This is a genomic window from Synechococcus sp. H55.2 (genome assembly GCF_047462495.1).
Taxonomy (GTDB): Bacteria; Cyanobacteriota; Cyanobacteriia; order Thermostichales; family Thermostichaceae; genus Thermostichus.
Window position 1 is genome coordinate 1 of record NZ_JANSJH010000037.1, and the last position, 15,201, is coordinate 15,201.

At 59.3% G+C, this 15,201-nt stretch carries 14 protein-coding genes and 1 other RNA gene; 11 read left to right on the plus strand and 4 right to left on the minus strand.

Going from position 1 to position 15,201, the window contains the following annotated elements; translation table 11 throughout:
* Positions 1-557 precede the first annotated feature (557 nt).
* The 6 genes from NW844_RS06255 (at position 558) to NW844_RS06280 (ending at position 4,701) form a co-directional block, all read left to right on the plus strand.
* A complete protein-coding gene (locus NW844_RS06255) occupies positions 558-665 on the plus strand; it encodes a PetM family cytochrome b6-f complex subunit 7 (protein WP_414334413.1) in 108 nt (35 codons plus the stop codon).
* Positions 666-687: 22 nt separating this feature from the next.
* Positions 688-1,701, plus strand: coding sequence for a ketopantoate reductase family protein (locus tag NW844_RS06260; RefSeq protein WP_414334415.1), 1,014 nt, complete (start codon positions 688-690; stop codon positions 1,699-1,701).
* A gap of 23 nt (positions 1,702-1,724) precedes the next feature.
* On the plus strand, positions 1,725-2,489 hold the full coding sequence (locus NW844_RS06265; protein WP_414334417.1) for an SDR family oxidoreductase: 765 nt from the start codon (positions 1,725-1,727) through the stop codon (positions 2,487-2,489).
* A gap of 84 nt (positions 2,490-2,573) precedes the next feature.
* Positions 2,574-3,833: a sensor histidine kinase gene (locus NW844_RS06270; RefSeq protein WP_414334419.1), complete on the plus strand. Its 1,260-nt coding sequence runs from the start codon at positions 2,574-2,576 to the stop codon at positions 3,831-3,833.
* 150 nt (positions 3,834-3,983) lie between these two features.
* Positions 3,984-4,247, plus strand: coding sequence for a helix-turn-helix domain-containing protein (locus NW844_RS06275; protein WP_414334421.1), 264 nt, complete (start codon positions 3,984-3,986; stop codon positions 4,245-4,247).
* Between the two features lie 193 nt (positions 4,248-4,440).
* Complete coding sequence (locus tag NW844_RS06280) at positions 4,441-4,701, plus strand: hypothetical protein (protein WP_414334448.1); 261 nt, start codon at positions 4,441-4,443, stop codon at positions 4,699-4,701.
* A gap of 85 nt (positions 4,702-4,786) precedes the next feature.
* Here the strand turns inward: NW844_RS06280 and NW844_RS06285 are convergent, their stop codons facing one another.
* Complete coding sequence (locus tag NW844_RS06285) at positions 4,787-5,680, minus strand: acyl-CoA desaturase (RefSeq protein ID WP_414334423.1); 894 nt, start codon at positions 5,678-5,680, stop codon at positions 4,787-4,789.
* Between the two features lie 320 nt (positions 5,681-6,000).
* Between NW844_RS06285 and NW844_RS06290 the strand changes: the two genes are divergently transcribed.
* Positions 6,001-6,666 carry a TetR/AcrR family transcriptional regulator gene (locus NW844_RS06290; protein ID WP_414334425.1) on the plus strand — a complete coding sequence of 222 codons (666 nt, stop codon included), beginning with the start codon at positions 6,001-6,003 and terminating at the stop codon, positions 6,664-6,666.
* An 83-nt stretch (positions 6,667-6,749) separates the two neighbouring features.
* Here NW844_RS06290 and rnpB read toward each other — a convergent pair.
* Together rnpB and NW844_RS06300 are read right to left on the minus strand one after the other, a co-directional pair.
* An RNA gene (rnpB, locus tag NW844_RS06295) (RNase P RNA component class A) lies at positions 6,750-7,211 on the minus strand.
* A gap of 216 nt (positions 7,212-7,427) precedes the next feature.
* Positions 7,428-8,780 carry an FAD/NAD(P)-binding oxidoreductase gene (locus NW844_RS06300; protein ID WP_414334427.1) on the minus strand — a complete coding sequence of 451 codons (1,353 nt, stop codon included), beginning with the start codon at positions 8,778-8,780 and terminating at the stop codon, positions 7,428-7,430.
* A 360-nt stretch (positions 8,781-9,140) separates the two neighbouring features.
* Between NW844_RS06300 and NW844_RS06305 the strand changes: the two genes are divergently transcribed.
* From NW844_RS06305 to NW844_RS06320, 4 genes are all read left to right on the plus strand, one after another.
* Positions 9,141-11,906 (plus strand): cation-transporting P-type ATPase, encoded by a 2,766-nt coding sequence (locus tag NW844_RS06305; RefSeq protein WP_414334429.1) that lies wholly within the window; start codon positions 9,141-9,143, stop codon positions 11,904-11,906.
* A 377-nt stretch (positions 11,907-12,283) separates the two neighbouring features.
* Positions 12,284-12,748, plus strand: coding sequence for an AbrB family transcriptional regulator (locus NW844_RS06310; protein ID WP_414334431.1), 465 nt, complete (start codon positions 12,284-12,286; stop codon positions 12,746-12,748).
* A 137-nt stretch (positions 12,749-12,885) separates the two neighbouring features.
* On the plus strand, positions 12,886-14,286 hold the full coding sequence (locus NW844_RS06315) for a 1-acyl-sn-glycerol-3-phosphate acyltransferase (RefSeq protein WP_414334433.1): 1,401 nt from the start codon (positions 12,886-12,888) through the stop codon (positions 14,284-14,286).
* Positions 14,287-14,516: 230 nt separating this feature from the next.
* Positions 14,517-14,723, plus strand: a complete 207-nt coding sequence (locus NW844_RS06320; RefSeq protein WP_414334434.1) for a hypothetical protein — start codon at positions 14,517-14,519, stop codon at positions 14,721-14,723.
* Between the two features lie 23 nt (positions 14,724-14,746).
* On the opposite strand, the gene NW844_RS06325 is transcribed toward NW844_RS06320, so the two are convergent.
* Positions 14,747-14,992, minus strand: a complete 246-nt coding sequence (locus NW844_RS06325; RefSeq protein WP_414334435.1) for a hypothetical protein — start codon at positions 14,990-14,992, stop codon at positions 14,747-14,749.
* Positions 14,993-15,201: the final 209 nt, after the last annotated feature.

The following is a 15,201-nucleotide window of genomic DNA, read 5'->3' on the forward strand; positions in this document are numbered from 1 at the left end:
CGACGATGTCGAACCATCCTCGCTCCTGGCGTACGCGCCCTACCGCGATGGTCATCTCAACTTCTCCCAAAAAAGATCTAAATGAATGAGAACGCTAATGAAACTACAAAGTTTGCTTCCTTGAAGCAAGAGAAGAGCCTAGGTATAAAGACTCAACTCGCGGGTCTTTTGCCTCACCTTCTTTTAACGGCTCTTTGGCCAGAGCTACTCAGGAGCTCTTACAAGTAGGACTCCCAGTGCTCCAAGACCCTGTCCAGAACCGTTTCCAGTACTCAACAACGGCCCAATGAGCCATCTGAGAGCTACCGGACAAGCTTTACGGCTGTAGGCATTACAATCTAGCCTATGCCGGTAAAGACTTGTAAATTGCTTTCATTATAGAGGCGGGTGACGCGCCTCCATCAAGTCCGAGGTGGCCGGGATCTTCACAGACTGTAATCTTTGCGGTTTTTCTCTCCTGAGATATTGAGCGTGAGGGGCCGCCTCACCCCGGGGAAGGCCGAAGGCCCAAGATCCGATATCCTTAAAGGGCGAGGCAATCCACCTGAGAGGAATCTATGGCTAGTGAGATCTTCACCATTGCTGGGCTCTCCATTGTCCTGACCCTAGTGGGCGTGGCGCTCGGATACGGGATCCTGCGCGTCACCCAGGGCGGGGCCGAGTAGGGATTTCCTCGCTTGGTGAAACATGAAAATCGGCATCGTTGGCGCCGGGGCAGTCGGGGGGCATTTGGCCGTCCGCCTGGCCCGAGCCGGTTTTCCAGTGAGTGTGGTGGCACGGGGATCCCACTTGCAGGCCATCCGCAGCCGAGGGTTGAAGCTGATCCGGCAGGGGGATCCTTCCCAGGCTTGGGTGGAGCGGCTGACAGCCAGCGACGACTTGGCTGAGCTGGGGCGGCAAGATGTGGTGATCGTTGCTGTCAAGGCCTACAGCTTGCCCCTGCTTGCCCCACAGTTGGGATCCCTGTGTGGCCCGGACACCCCCGTTGTGGTTGTTCAGAATGGCGTTCCCTGGTGGTACTTTTACCGGCATGGCGGCGAGTTTGAGGGGCGCTCCTTGACTTCGGTGGATCCGGGCGGGGTGATCGCCGCCCATCTGCCGATCGAGCGGGTGATCGGCTGTGTCGTGTACATCGCCGTGCAGTTGGCAGAGCCGGGGGTAGTTTTGCACACCGGCGGCGGGCGCTATATTCTGGGGGAGCCAGATGGATCGTTGTCGGAGCGGCTGCGCTCTCTGGCGGCCATCTTTGAGCAGGCGCAGCTTCCTGTAACTCTCACCTCCCAAATTCGGGTCGAGATCTGGCAAAAACTGTGGGGCAACGCCGCTTTCAACCCCATCAGCGCCCTCACCCGCGCGGCCCAAGACGAAATTGCCCAGTACCCGCCCACCCATGCGTTGGTTGAGTCGGTGATGCAGGAAACCGAGGCTGTGGCCCAAGCGCTGGGGATCCGGCTGCCGGTCTCTCTGGAAGAACGGCTCAAGGATGCAGCCCGCGTGGGATCCCATCGCACCTCGATGCTGCAGGATATTGAGCGGGGGCGACCGACGGAGATCGAGAGCATTGTCGGCGCCATCGCGGAGCTGGGGCGTTGGGCAGGGATCCCGACTCCCCATTTGGATACACTCTATGCTTGCGTTAAGCTGCTGGAGCGCTCGCTTCAGGCGGGGAAAGCGGCCCGTTCCCAGCCGCAGATCCCCTAGTAGCCCCTCAACTCTTGCGGACTATGCTGGAAAACGCCATTGTGCTCATCACCGGTGCCAGCAGCGGCATCGGGGCAGCCTGTGCCACGCTTTTTGCCCGTTCTGGGGCCAAGCTGATCCTGGTGGCCCGCCGTCAGGAGCGTCTGCAGGAGCTGGCTATGGAGTTGCAGCAGGCTTACGGCGCTTCCTCATACTTGCTGACTTTGGATGTGCGGGACAGGGCAGCCGTACAACAGGCGCTCCAGTCTTTGCCGCCGGTCTGGGCTGAGATCGACATCTTGATCAACAACGCCGGCCTCAGTCGCGGCTTGGACAAGCTCCACACCGGTGCTCTGCAAGATTGGGAGGAGATGATCGATACCAACATCAAGGGCTTGCTGTATGTTACCCGCGCCGTCTTGCCCGGCATGGTGGAGCGGGGCCGCGGCCATGTGGTGAACATCGGCTCCATTGCCGGTCGGCAGACCTATCCCGGCGGCGCCGTCTATTGTGCTTCCAAAGCCGCCGTGCGGGCCATCTCCGAGGGCCTGAAGCTGGATCTGCTGGGCACCCCCATTCGCGTCACCGAGATCCAGCCCGGCTTGGTGGAAACCGAGTTCAGCCAGGTGCGCTTCCACGGCGATCGCGAGCGGGCGGCAGCGGTCTATCGGGGCCTCACCCCCCTGACGGCGATGGATGTGGCCGAGGTGGTGCTGTTTGCCGTCACCCGTCCCCCCCACGTCAACCTCAGTGAGGTCTTGCTGGTGCCCACCGACCAGGCCAGCACGACAATGGTGCATCGCCGATAAGGATGCGAAGATCCCGATCCCTTCGCTTGTTCGGTATTCACCCCCCCATCCCTGGGCGACAATGGCGGCAAAGGGGGTGGGCCCATGGGAGTGGAAAGCGGGATCCTCATTGGGTTGGGCATCGGCCTACTCGGCACGCTGATTTTGCTCTGGCAGAGTCGGCGCCGCTTCGGCCGCCAATTGCAACAGTTGGGATCCCTGCTGCACGTGCCCCTGCCTCTGAGTTCGCCAGAACAGATGCTCAGCCGGCTCAGCCGCCACCTGCGCCAACAAGAACTGGAGTGGGCCAGCCAAAAACGACACCTGCAAGACTGGCAGTATCTCAGCCACCACCTGCCCTGGGGATACCTGCGGGTGGACGAGAACAACGTGGTCCTGGAGTGTAACCCTGCCGCTCAACGCCTGCTGCACATTGGCCAGTGGCAGCCGGGCGTCAAGCTCCTGCTGGAGTGGGTGCGCTCCTATGAGTTGGATCAGCTCATCGAAGCCACCCGCCGCCAGGGGGCCAACACGCCCATCCAGAGCCGCGAATGGATCTTCTACCCTTCCGGCGGCGAGAATAAACCGGTTCCGCTGCGGGCTTGGGGGCTGCCACTGCCGCAGGGGCAGGTTGCCATCTTTTTGGAAGACCGGCTGGAAGCTACCCTGCTAGCCCAACAACGGGATCGCTGGGCCTCGGATGTGGCCCACGAGCTGAAAACCCCCCTCACCTCGATTCGCCTGCTGGCCGAAACTTTACAAAGCCGGGTCGACACCGCGCAAGCGGTTTGGGTGGAACGATTGCTGAACGAGACGCTGCGCCTCAGCCAGTTGGTACAAGACTTGTTGGAACTGAGCGCCCTTAACTTGGGGGCCGGATCCCGCTCCCAATGGCGCTGGGTGGATCTGGCAGCCTTAGTGCGCGAAGCCTGGCAGAGCTTAGAACCGCTGGCCAAGCCCCGTCACCAGGAACTGCACCTGAGCAGCCCCTCCCAGCTCTATCTCTGGGGAGATGAACAGCGCCTCTACCGCCTCATCCTCAACCTCTTGGACAACGCCGTCAAATATGGCGCGCCCGACTCCCCTGTCCACGTGCTGCTCTTGGAACAGGGATCCCAGGTGCGGCTGGAGGTGTACGACCACGGCCCTGGCCTGCCGGAGGATCAATTTGAGCTGGTCTTTCAACCCTTTTACCGCACCGATGCGGCGCGGGCCCGCAGCAAAGGCGGCACCGGCCTGGGGCTGGCGATCGTGCGGCAAATTGTGGAACTTCACGGCGGCACAATCCGCCTGCGCAATCACCCACAAGCAGGTGGGCTGTGGGTGCAGGTGGAACTGCCCCGGAAACGCGCCGATGCCCTGTGAAAGCTGCCCAGAAGCGCTCCCGTCAACATCGCCAAACCCTTCGGCCTGAGAATTGCCGCAGATTTTCCTGCGGCGGGACTATCCATCTTGGAGGGGATCCCCTACAATTGGGGTAGGTAATCTTTACAGTTCATCCTACAGGCATTCGGAATGGGCGCCGACTATCATTCCGCTGATTTGTTGTCGGAGCGGGAACTGCAGGTCATCGAGTTGATTGCTGCAGGGCTGACCAATCAGGACATTGCGGAGCGCTTAGAGATTAGCAAACGTACCGTTGACAATCACATCAGCAACATTTTGAGTAAAACCCGAACTGCAAATCGGGTGGCTTTGGTACGCTGGGCTCTGCAATGGGGAAAGATTTGCCTGGACCAGGTCAATTGCTGCACCCTAGTGGATGACAAAATTGCCTAGCCCCATCTTGCTTTGCCAGTAGCCAGATGCCCAACGTAGAGTCTTAATCAGGGGATTTTTTTGCGTTTTGCACCGCGATTGCTTCTGGGAGCGGGGGTGAGGGGAAGAAAGAGGCTGCCGAGAGCCCTTGGGAAGTCTTCCAGTTTGGCTAGAGGTAGCTACATTTTGAGTTGTGTAGGTTGAGTTGTCATCCGTGAGCATCCCTGAGCTGAAACGTTACGCTGTTCGCTACGATTCCATGCCCCTGATGGTTTATCGGGAAGTGGCTGCCCATTTGGCCTGTGTTTCAGGGGTAGAAACGGAGCTGGAGTGGAAAAAAGACTCCAGCTTTCGCTACCAAGACAGCCAAGTAGAGGCGTTGCATATTTGTCAAAAACCCGGTGCCGACCCAGAGCAAATTAAGCGCATTCTCGACCACTACGGAACGTGGCAGTATAGCCCCTTAGAAGAATAGCCCTTTCTGCAATTAAATAAAAAAGGGAGCCCCAGGGGTGGGGATCCCTTGACGATTCCTCTGCAAGTTCTGGGACAGAAGCCGTTCAGCCAGTAGCCTGGCTTTGGTCAGACAGATGCAATCTACGGGCCAAACCCAGTCTTGCCAGCACCCAAATGGCCCAGTAGGTCATGTCGATCTCCCACCAACGCAAGCCTGCTTTCACGCGCTTCGGGTCGGCGTGATGGTTGTTGTGCCAGCCTTCACCATAGGTTAAGATGGCCGCCCACCAAAGGTTACGGGCATTGTCGTCGCTCTCGAAAGTTCGGTAACCCCAGAGGTGGCTGGCAGAGTTGATCAACCAGGTGCAGTGCAGCAGCAACACCGTCCGCACAAAGATGCCATAGATGACGAACGACCAACCCCCCAGCAAGTAGAGCACGGCAGCCAGCGGCAATTGCAGCAGCAGCCCATACTTGTCCAGCCAACGATAAAAAGGATCCCGAGCCAAATCCGGCGCAAAAGCAGAATACTTCTCACGGTTAAAAAACTCTTCCCGTTGGTAAATGAGCCAGAGCATGTGGCTCCACCAAAAGCCTTTGCGAGCAGAGTAGGGATCCCGCTCTTCGTCTTCAGTAAAAGCGTGATGCTGACGATGGCCGCCCACCCAGAAAATCGGCCCCCCTTGGATGGCGAGAGCGCCGAAGGTAGCAAAGACATATTCCAGCCACTTGGGCACTTGGAAACTGCGATGGCTAAGAAGACGATGATACCCTAGGCAGATGCCCAAGCTGCCGAAGCACCAGTGAAGCAATAGAGCCACTCCCAGGGCCGGCCAGGAAAAGTAAAAAATGCCGCCCACCAAAGCGAGGGCGTGAAAAACAATGAAAAAGAGAACAAATTCCCAGGCAAACCGGAAAGACTTTTGGGGCTCAGGCTGAGTGAGCGAAGCAGAACGGTCAGGATTATCCAGCGATTGGGAAGGAAGGGAAACGGCCATGAACCAGCAAAACCTCAGAAAAAGAGAAAGGGCAGCGCAGAATCAAATACCTCCTCACAAAGTTGCTTCTCATGCAAAGGCCACCGAATCCCTGACTCAGCTCACAAGGAGCTCACAACCCTGAAAGGCAAACCGGGATCCCTGAAGGCCCGCCCAAGCAAGCCCCAGCAGTGAAAGCGGCTACAAGAGAGCAGAAAAGCAGCAGGTTTGATCTCGCCTGAGGCTAAGCTTAACGATATTTCACCTCGAATGCAAGCGCTACTTGCAGGCTGCTGCCGTTCTCTAGGGTTTTCTCCTAACTCCTTACCCCATCACCCACCATGGCACGTTCTTCCTCTCGGCAAAGGCTGCTAGACGCGGCTCGGGAGCTGTTTGTTCGTCAGGGCATTACCCAGACCACCACCCGTCAAATCGCAGACCTAGCCGGCGTTAATGAAGTCACCCTATTTCGGCACTTTGGCAGCAAGCAGGGGCTGCTCTTGGCCGTGTTTGGTGAGCTGGGGGTCTTTTCCGGCATTGCCGATCTTCCTCTCCAGGGGGATCCCGCCTCATTCCAAGGCTCTGGGCTGCAGGCCATTCTGCTGCGCTATGTCCACACCTGTTTTCGGGCGCTGGCCGATAATCCTGAGCTGGTGCGCTCTTTGGTTGGAGAAGCAGGCTTTTATTCCGAGGAGCATCGCCGCGCTCTGAGGCTCGGCTTTTCTCAGGCGCAGGAACAGCTAACACAATACTTGCAACAGTTCCCCGGCTCTGAGTTCCAATCGGTCGAGCCCGAGCGCCTTCACCGAGCCGCTGGGGTTTTACACCTGATGATTTTGGGGGCAGCCGTGTTGGCCGTCACCGCCGGCCTGCCCTCGAGCGGCGAGGAGAAGTTGTCCCATGGCCGCTCATCAAACGCTGAAAGCGAACCAATCCCAGACCTACTCCAAGCCTGCGTAGAGCTGTGGATGGCAGGCTTGACCGACGTGAAAAAGGCAGAGAGCTAGCCTCCTCTCATGCGGCTTTAGGACTCCGTCCTGCTATCGCGAGTGGCGGGACGAAAACAGGCGATGGGCACCAAAAAGAGGGGAAAAGAGAGGAGGTTGTAAGCCGGGTTCTGTAGTGGGGCGTTCTTTCAAAACTTTCAAGAACTAACCCGCACTGGCGATCATCCATCTGGGAGTGATGTTGCCATCACCCTCTAGCGGCTCACCACCATCGAGAGCACCCTTCCCCAGCGTCTACTGGGTACCGTGATCTCGATGCAGCCGACAGGGGCGAAGAACAGCCATGATCCTGCGGCTGCGGCCTTGCTTTCCACCGGGGTTTACCGAGCCAACGCCTCTCGACGTTGCTGGTGGGCTCTTACCCCACCTTTGCACCCTTACCTGTGCTGGGATCCCAGCCATCGGCGGTATGTTTCTGTGGCACTGTCCTCGCGGTTACCCGCACTGGGAGTTTCCCCAGCGGTGTGTTCTTCTGAAAGCCCGGACTTTCCTCATCCCGCTGTCTGGTGGCGACAGCAAAGACGCGATCGCCTGCCCCTCCTCTCTCTTCACCTCGATCCTACTGCATTTCCCAAACCCGGAGATCACCTCCATCACCACAGCCGCCGCGCTTTCGGTGCCATGCCAAACAAGCAGATTGAGGATCTGGATGGCAGCAGCTCTCATACCTGAGGTAACACAGCGGCAGAGCGAGCAAGCTCTGTAAAAGAACTCCCCTCTCCCTTGGGGAGAGGGGCTGGGGGTGAGGGGGGTGGAGAGCCTTAGTAGCGATGCACCAGCCTGTTGAGGGGCTTGAAGATATCTGCCTCAAATTTCTTGCCCTTGAGCATGCGGTTCCAGTACAGCCAGGGCAACAGGTGCACCTTGGCCAGGTACATGGAGTAGCGCTCTCGTGTTGGATCCAGGGGGAAAGAGGGAGCTAGCTTTGCGTCATAGGCAAACTCCGCCATGATCAGGGAGTTGTAGCCGGTGATCAGGGGGCAGCAGGTGTAGCCGTCGTAGCGGGCCGGCAGCGGCTTGGACTGCATGGCCGCCAAGAGGTTTTCCGCCAGCACCGGCGCCTGCTTGCGGGCTGCGGCTGCCGTCTTGGAAGTCGGCAGGGAAGAGGCATCCCCCAAAGAGAATACGTTGGGGTAGCGGGGGTGTTGCAGCGTCCACTTGTCCACCTCCACCCAGCCACCAGGTCCCGCGAGGGGGCTGCGCTTGACAAAGTCCGGGGCGCTCATGGGCGGAGCCACGTGGATCATGTCGTAGTGCAGGCTTACCTCCTCTTTGCCCTTGTCGGTGGTTACCTCAAAGATGGCCTCTTGCGTCTCGGGCCGGATGGCCTTGAGGTTGTGCCTGAACTTTACCTGGATCCCGCGCCGCTCCACCACTTTCTCCAGGGCGGCGCTGTATTCCGGCACCGCGAAGAGGGTGGGAGTGGCAGTACAAAAGATAACTTTGGTGTTGACCCCAACGCCGCTTTTGCTCTTAAAGACGTCGTCGGCCATGTACATGATTTTCTGGGGCGCGCCGCCGCACTTGATGGGAGTGGCGGGGTAGGTGAAGATGGCCGTGCCCCCCTGGAAGTTGCGGATGGTCTCCCAGGTGTAGGGGGCATAGTCTTTGGAGTAATTGCTGGTCACGCCGCCCTTGCCCAACGCTTCCGGCAGGCCTTCGATCAGGTGCCAGTCAATTTGGATCCCGGGGGCCATGATGAGGTAGTCGTATTCGATAACTTGGCCGGCCTCGGTGATGACGCGGTTGTGATCCGGATCCAGCTCGGCCACCCGCGCCTGGATCCACTTGGCTCCCCTGGGGATGACGGTTTTTTCATCGCGAACAAACTTGGCCAGCGGTGCAATGCCCCCGCCCACCAGCGTCCAGCCGGGCTGGTAGTAGTGCTTGTCGGAGGGCTCGATGATGGCAATGTCGAGGTTGCGCTGGCGCTCCAGCAACTGGGCTGCTGCACTGATGCCGGCTGCCCCTCCCCCGACGACGACAATCTGATGGTGAATAACTGTAGGAGAACTCCCAGAAGCAGCCCCCTGCACCTCGGAGCGCGCGCCGTTTTGCGGCACTGCTGCTGACTGGGCTTGCAACTCCCTTGGCTTTGTAGTCGGTACTACCATAACTCCCTCAAAACAGAAACAAAAAAAGCTACCGCTAGACTCAATTGGCCATATTAAAAAACAGCAAAAGAGCCAGCTCACCTGTCCAGGAGCCCGGACAGTTCAGCCGAAGCCCTTTGGCTCCCTACAAGCTCTAGCTAATCATTCTACCTAATAAGAATATGTTCATCCTTTCTATCTATTGAGAATTTTAAGCAAATCTTAGCCGGCTGCCTAAACGTTGTTGACGCTTGTCTTGGTAAAGAGCCCCCCGAAGGACACCTTGCCGGGAAGGGCCCATGGCATTGGTTAGGCTATCAGAGATAAGGAGGGCAGGCAGCCCATCCAACCCTCGCGGTGTTGTAACTCAAGATTCCGAACATGGCCGAATCTTCATCCCCTGAGCTGCTCCCGGCCCTTGCCTGGCATGCCCTGCCGGAGGAGCAAGCCATCCAGGAACTCCTCGGAGAGGAGATGTCTTTGGCGGGGCTGTTGGAAAAGGGCCTCTCTCAAGCTGAAGTGGAGAAGAGGCAGCGGCAATACGGCCCCAATGAGCTGAAAGCCAAAGCTGCAACGCCGGCCTGGGTCAAGTTTCTGCAGCAGTTTAACCAGTCGCTGCTCTATATCCTGATGGTGGCTGGGGCGGTCAAGGCGTTCCTGGGATCCTGGCGCAACGCCATCGTGATCTGGGCGGTGGTGGTGATCAACGCCCTCATCAGCTACATCCAAGAGTCTAAGGCGGAGGAGGCGATCGCCGCTCTGGCCAAGTCGGTGGTGACTGAAGTCACGGTGCTGCGGGAGGGGCAGAAAGTGCGGGTGCCCTCGCAGGAGCTGGTACCGGGGGATGTGGTGCTCTTGAGCTCGGGAGACAGGGTGCCCGCCGACCTGCGCCTGCTGAGTGCGCGCAACTTGCAGGTGGACGAATCGGCCCTCACGGGAGAATCGGTGCCGGTGGAAAAACGGCTGGGATCCCTCCCTGAAGACACGCCTTTGGCCGACCGCCAGAACATGGCCTACGCCGGCAGCTTCGTTACTTTTGGCCAAGGGGCGGGGGTGGTGGTGGCCATCGGCAACCAGACCCAGACGGGCCGCATTTCCAAGTTGATCGAAGAGGGGGGATCCCTGCAAACTCCCCTGACGCGCAAGTTTGAGGCGTTCAGCCTGACCTTGCTGAAAATTATCCTCACCTTGGCTGCGCTCACCTTTTTGGTGGGCCTGGTGCAGGGCCAAGCGGCAGTGAGTGTCTTTGAGGCGGCAGTGGCGCTGGCGGTGAGCGCCATCCCCGAAGGCTTGCCGGCGGTAGTTACCGTAACCTTGGCCATTGGGGTCTCCCGCATGGCCCGACGCCATGCCATCATCCGCAAGTTGCCGGCGGTAGAAACCCTGGGCAGCGCCACGGTGATTTGCTCGGACAAAACCGGCACCCTCACGGAAAACCAGATGACGGTGCAGGCCATCTACGCCGGATCCCAGCTCTACCGGGTTACCGGCAGTGGCTACAGCCCCCAGGGCCAGATCCTATCCCAGGAAGCCAATTCCCCCGTCGAAGTGCGCCAATGGCCCTCGCTGGAGGCCTGTCTACTGGCCGGCTGCCTCTGCAACGACACCCGCCTCCAACCCAAGGACGACGGTCAGTGGGAAGTGGTAGGGGATCCCACCGAGGCGGCTCTGCTCGTGGCGGCGCAGAAGGGGGGTCTGGATCGAGAAGATCTGCAGTGCCGCCGCCCTCGCCTGGACAGCATCCCCTTTGAATCCGAGTTTCAGTACATGGCCACCCTGCACCGGTTGGGGCCGGAGGAGCACTGTATCTACGTCAAGGGATCCGTAGAAGCTCTCTTGCCCCGCTGCGGCAGCCAGATGGGATCCCAGGGGGAGATCCAGCCCTTGGAAGCAGAGCGGATTCGCCAGCAGGTGGAGGCCTTGGCGCGGCAGGGGCTGCGGGTTCTGGCCTTTGCCCAAAAAGCCGTACCCCCTAGCCAAACGCAGGTGGATCACTCAGATCTGCAGGAAGGGCTGATTTTCTTGGGCTTGCAGGGGATGATTGACCCGCCGCGGCCGGAGGCCATTGCCGCCGTACGCTCCTGCCAGACTGCCGGGATCCAAGTCAAGATGATCACCGGCGACCATGTGCTCACGGCCCAAGCCATTGCTGAGCAGATGGGCCTGGGCGGCGGCAAACCGGTAAAAGCCTACAGCGGTCGGGATCTGGAGCAGCTTGGCCCAGAGGAGTTTGTAACCGCCGCCAACCAGGGATCCGTCTTTGCGCGGGTGGTGCCGGAGCAAAAGCTGCGCCTGGTGGAAGCTCTGCAGTCGCGGGGTCAGATCGTAGCCATGACCGGCGATGGGGTCAACGACGCCCCGGCCTTGAAGCAGGCAGATGTGGGCATTGCCATGGGGAGGGGCGGCACGGAAGTGGCCAAAGCCGCCGCCGACATGATCTTGACCGACGACAATTTCGCCTCCATCGAGGCCGCCGTCGAAGAGGGGCGCACCGTTTACAACAACCTGCTCAAGGCCATTGCCTTCATCCTGCCGGTGAACGGGGGGGAGTCGATGACCATTCTCCTCAGCGTCCTCCTCAACCGGGAGCTGCCCATTTTGGCCGTTCAAGTGCTGTGGCTGAACATGATCAACTCCATCACCATGACGGTGCCCCTCTCCTTCGAGCCCAGCACGGGGCGGGAGATGACCCAGCCGCCGCGGGATCCCGATGCCAACTTGCTTTCTCCTCGGCTGCTGCAGCGCATCCTGCTGGTGTCGGTCTTCAACTGGATCTTGATCTTCGGGGTTTTTGAGTACATTGAACAAACCACCGGCAATATCGACCTGGCCCGCAGCATGGCCATTCAGGCGCTGGTGATCGGGCGTATTTTCTACTTGCTCAGCCTCAGCCAAGCCATTCCCACCCTGTTGGGCCGCGGACGGGCCAGCCAGTTGGACCACCACGAACGCCTGATGGATACGGCGGCTGTTGGCATCGGCATTGGGGCGGCCATCCTGCTGCAGATCCTCTTCAGCCAGTGGGGCGTGATGAACATCATTTTCGACACGGCACCTTTGTCTTGGGATCAGTGGGGCTTCTGTCTGCTGGTCAGCCTGCCGATGATCGTGGTCTCAGCGGTAGCCAATCGAGTGGATCCCGAGTGAGCCGCATTGGCAACTCGCACCCCCATCTGAAAGGGCGCGTCGGCGGCGTGGAGCGCCTGAGGAGCCTCTGAGTTGGGTTTGAAATAACCCTTTGCCTGGATGTTGCCGACTTCCCCCAGGAGCTGAAAAGGCCCACCAAGCTAGGTCTGATGGCATGCTGCTCTTGGCCATCTTTCCGACCCATTTTTGCAAGACAATAAGAGCCGCCGCGCCGATCTCTGCAGTGGGAAATCGTGCTCATTTTCTACCGGAAGTCACAGAAGCTGTGCTCAGAGATTGGGGCGCTCGACGAATGAGAAAGAAAAGCCTCAAACTTTTGGTTGCAGGAGTACATCATAAGGCTATGATCTTAGGGGAAGGATGTAGGACATTAAAAAATGTCAGATATACCACCACAACCTTTAACCGGGAAGGCTCTCCTTCAGAAGGTCGAAGCGCTGGGGCATCTTCCGCGCCGGGAAACGGCAAAGCGCTGCGGCTACGTGACCGTGACCAAGAACAACAAGCTCCGCGTCAACTTAAATGAGTTTTATGACGCGGTGCTGGAGGCAAAAGGTCTGAGCCTCAGCCCAGGTTCCAGCCGCGACAAGCGCGGTCGCGAGCCCACCTTTCGCGTCAGCGTTCACAAAAATGGGCAGCTCATCATCGGGTCCGCCTACACCGAAAAGATGAATCTCAAGCCCGGCGATGAGTTTGAGATTCAGTTGGGCTACAAGCACATTCACCTCAAGCAAGTGTTAAACGGCCAGGTGATGGAGGACTCAACCTCAGACTCAACCTCAAAAGAAGAAGCTGCCCCCAAAAAGACACGGGGCCGCAGGAAAAAAACGGCAGGAGCCTGAACTTCTTCTGGAGTTGGGCGGAGGGAGTCCAGTTGAGAAACTGTCACTGCGGGGCTTTCTTCCCTCTTCACCCTCCTTAAGATGGGATCCAAAGCCTGGGTTTACCGACGGCGACAACCCTAGATTTGAGGATCCCTATGCAGCAGACCGTTCAACCTCCTCTCAAATTTCTGCCGCCGCGATTGACACCGTGGGTGGTTCGTTTTGCCCAAACGGGTTTGCCCTTGTGGTTGCGATGGGCCAAAGGGATCCCGCGCATTGAGGTAGAAGGGGGCGAGCGTTTGGCTCAGCTTTATCAGCAATTTGAGGCAGGCAAGATTCGCCTGTTGGTTGCCTTTCGCCACCCCACCCTCGACGATCCTCCCTGCTTGATGTACCTGTTTTCCCACCTTTTGCCTCGGGTGGCCCGGCAAGAGGGGATCCGCCTGCGGCAGCGGCCCCACGTCTTGTTTGTCTACGACCGTGGCCTGCCGCTGTGGCTGGGCTCGATTGCCCGTTGGGGATTGCCCCGGCTGGGCGGGATCCCGATTTTACGGGGCCGTCTGGATCGGGCAGGACTGAAGAGCTCTCGCGAGCAGTTTGTGTCGGGCCAGTACCCCCTGGCAGTCGCTCCCGAAGGAACGATCAACGGCATGAGTGGGCTGCTCAACCCGCTGGAGCCGGGAGTGGCCCAGATGGGTTTTTGGGCGGTAGAGGATCTGCACAAGGCGGGACGGCCAGAGGAGGTGCTGATCTTGCCGGTGGGCCTTCGCTACTCCTACTTGAGGGATCCCAGCCCGGTGCTGGACAGGTTGCTCCACCGCATGGAGGCCGATTGCAAGCTCCCGGCCACCCGCTCGGCCCATGTCGGCAAGGGGTTTCTGATGGCCCGCCTGCTCCGCTTGGCCGAACATCTGATTCAGGTGATGGAGCGTTTTTACGAGCGCTTCTACGCCCCAGCTTTGCCCGACGCGGCGCGGGTTAACCTGAGAGGGGGAGGGGATCTGTTGGCACGTCTGCAAAGCCTATCGGATCTGGCCCTGCGCGTGGCCGAGCAGCACTTTGGCCTGCAGCCCCAGGGAGACTTGATCGAGCGGCGGCATCGCATCGAACAGGCAGGCTGGGCTTGGATCTACCGGGAAGATATTGCCGACATTGCTGCCCTTTCGGCTTTGGAGAAGGGGTTGGCCAATCGCGTCGCCTCGGAGGCCGGCTTCCACCTCTGGCACATGCGCCTGGTGGAGACCCTGATGGTGTTTGCTGTGCGTCCCCTGCCGGAGCAACCCAGTTTGGAGGAACTGGCCGAAACCGCCCTGCGGCTGTGGAACCTCTTGGCCTGGATCAAGGGGAAAAACCCCGTCGGTGCTGACCCCCCCAGGTTGGGGCCGCGGCTGGCCCGTTTCAGCATCGGGGATCCCCTCTCGGTTTCGGAGCGCTGGCCCGCCTACCAGGCCAACCGCCGGCAAGCCGTACAAGCCCTGACCCAGGATTTGCAAGCAGAGATGGAGCGGCTGCTGCACGGGATCCCGCGCTCCCCAGCGGCCATGGCTGCCCGCTGATCTCTCGGCTGGTTGACTTGAGGTGGGTTGAGCGGACTGGGAAGCCTTGGGCCAAAACGGATCCCAGCTCCCTCTTGAGAAGTGCACAGCTTCCTTCTCCAACAATTTCTCCGATGTTCTTTAAGAAGTTTTAGGGAAGCCAGACGAATTTTTGCGTTATCTGACAAGAAGGTGAGGAAGAAGGGGAAATTTTGGCTCCTGCGGTAGAAAGGTAGTGAGGCGAGTTGGCCTTGTCTATGTCCGATGAGCTGCTCCGCGCAATTCGTAGGCGCGACCTAGAGGCCGCCACCTCAGCCGTGCAGCACTTGCGCTCCCGACATCTCAGTGAGGCAGTGATTACCTCGATGGTGATGGTGGCCGTGGAGCGATTGGCCTGGGACGAGGGCGATCGGGCCGCCGCCAGTTGGCTGCTGCGCCGCTGCTCCAGAAGGCGCTGAAGGAATCCAGGCCGAGCGAACGCCTAGAGCACCTGCTGCTCGCGGAGAGCCTCGACCAGCAACGCCGCCAGGGAATCGAAGGAGGAGAAGCGCTCGTTGGGGGATCCCAGATTCGCAATGTGAAAACGGCGATCCCGACCATCGAACACCAGCTCCTCTGCCTTTTTGAAGAGGACGTTGTTGATCTGAAGGCCGTTGGTGAGCCGCAGCAGCGCAACGTATTCTTTGGGAACCAGTTGGCCAAGCTCCCGTTGCGCCTCTGTTTGCACTGCTCCCTGCGCGGATAAACCCAGTGAGCGGGCATTGGCTCAGCTCTGCTGGCGTGGCTAGGGTCTCGGCCAGTTCCACCAGATTTTTTTATTCTTGTTTATTCTTGATCGGCTCGTCAGGGTTCTTGTTCGGATCGTCAGGATGCTGACGATCTTCCTCAAAGAACATCAACCTCTGAAGACGAGCTGAGCGGTAGTCGGAGATGCGC

What these genes read in the sequence shown, in the direction of transcription:
- NW844_RS06255 (WP_414334413.1), top strand. Translation starts at nt 558, where the DNA reads ATGGCTAGTGAGATCTTCACCATTGCTGGGCTCTCCATTGTCCTGACC.
- NW844_RS06265 (WP_414334417.1), top strand. Translation starts at nt 1,725, where the DNA reads ATGCTGGAAAACGCCATTGTGCTCATCACCGGTGCCAGCAGCGGCATC.
- NW844_RS06290 (WP_414334425.1), top strand. Translation starts at nt 6,001, where the DNA reads ATGGCACGTTCTTCCTCTCGGCAAAGGCTGCTAGACGCGGCTCGGGAG.
- NW844_RS06315 (WP_414334433.1), top strand. Translation starts at nt 12,886, where the DNA reads ATGCAGCAGACCGTTCAACCTCCTCTCAAATTTCTGCCGCCGCGATTG.
- NW844_RS06260 (WP_414334415.1), top strand. Translation starts at nt 688, where the DNA reads ATGAAAATCGGCATCGTTGGCGCCGGGGCAGTCGGGGGGCATTTGGCC.
- NW844_RS06305 (WP_414334429.1), top strand. Translation starts at nt 9,141, where the DNA reads ATGGCCGAATCTTCATCCCCTGAGCTGCTCCCGGCCCTTGCCTGGCAT.
- NW844_RS06310 (WP_414334431.1), top strand. Translation starts at nt 12,284, where the DNA reads ATGTCAGATATACCACCACAACCTTTAACCGGGAAGGCTCTCCTTCAG.
- NW844_RS06300 (WP_414334427.1), bottom strand. Translation starts at nt 8,780, where the DNA reads ATGGTAGTACCGACTACAAAGCCAAGGGAGTTGCAAGCCCAGTCAGCA.
- NW844_RS06275 (WP_414334421.1), top strand. Translation starts at nt 3,984, where the DNA reads ATGGGCGCCGACTATCATTCCGCTGATTTGTTGTCGGAGCGGGAACTG.
- NW844_RS06270 (WP_414334419.1), top strand. Translation starts at nt 2,574, where the DNA reads ATGGGAGTGGAAAGCGGGATCCTCATTGGGTTGGGCATCGGCCTACTC.
- NW844_RS06285 (WP_414334423.1), bottom strand. Translation starts at nt 5,680, where the DNA reads ATGGCCGTTTCCCTTCCTTCCCAATCGCTGGATAATCCTGACCGTTCT.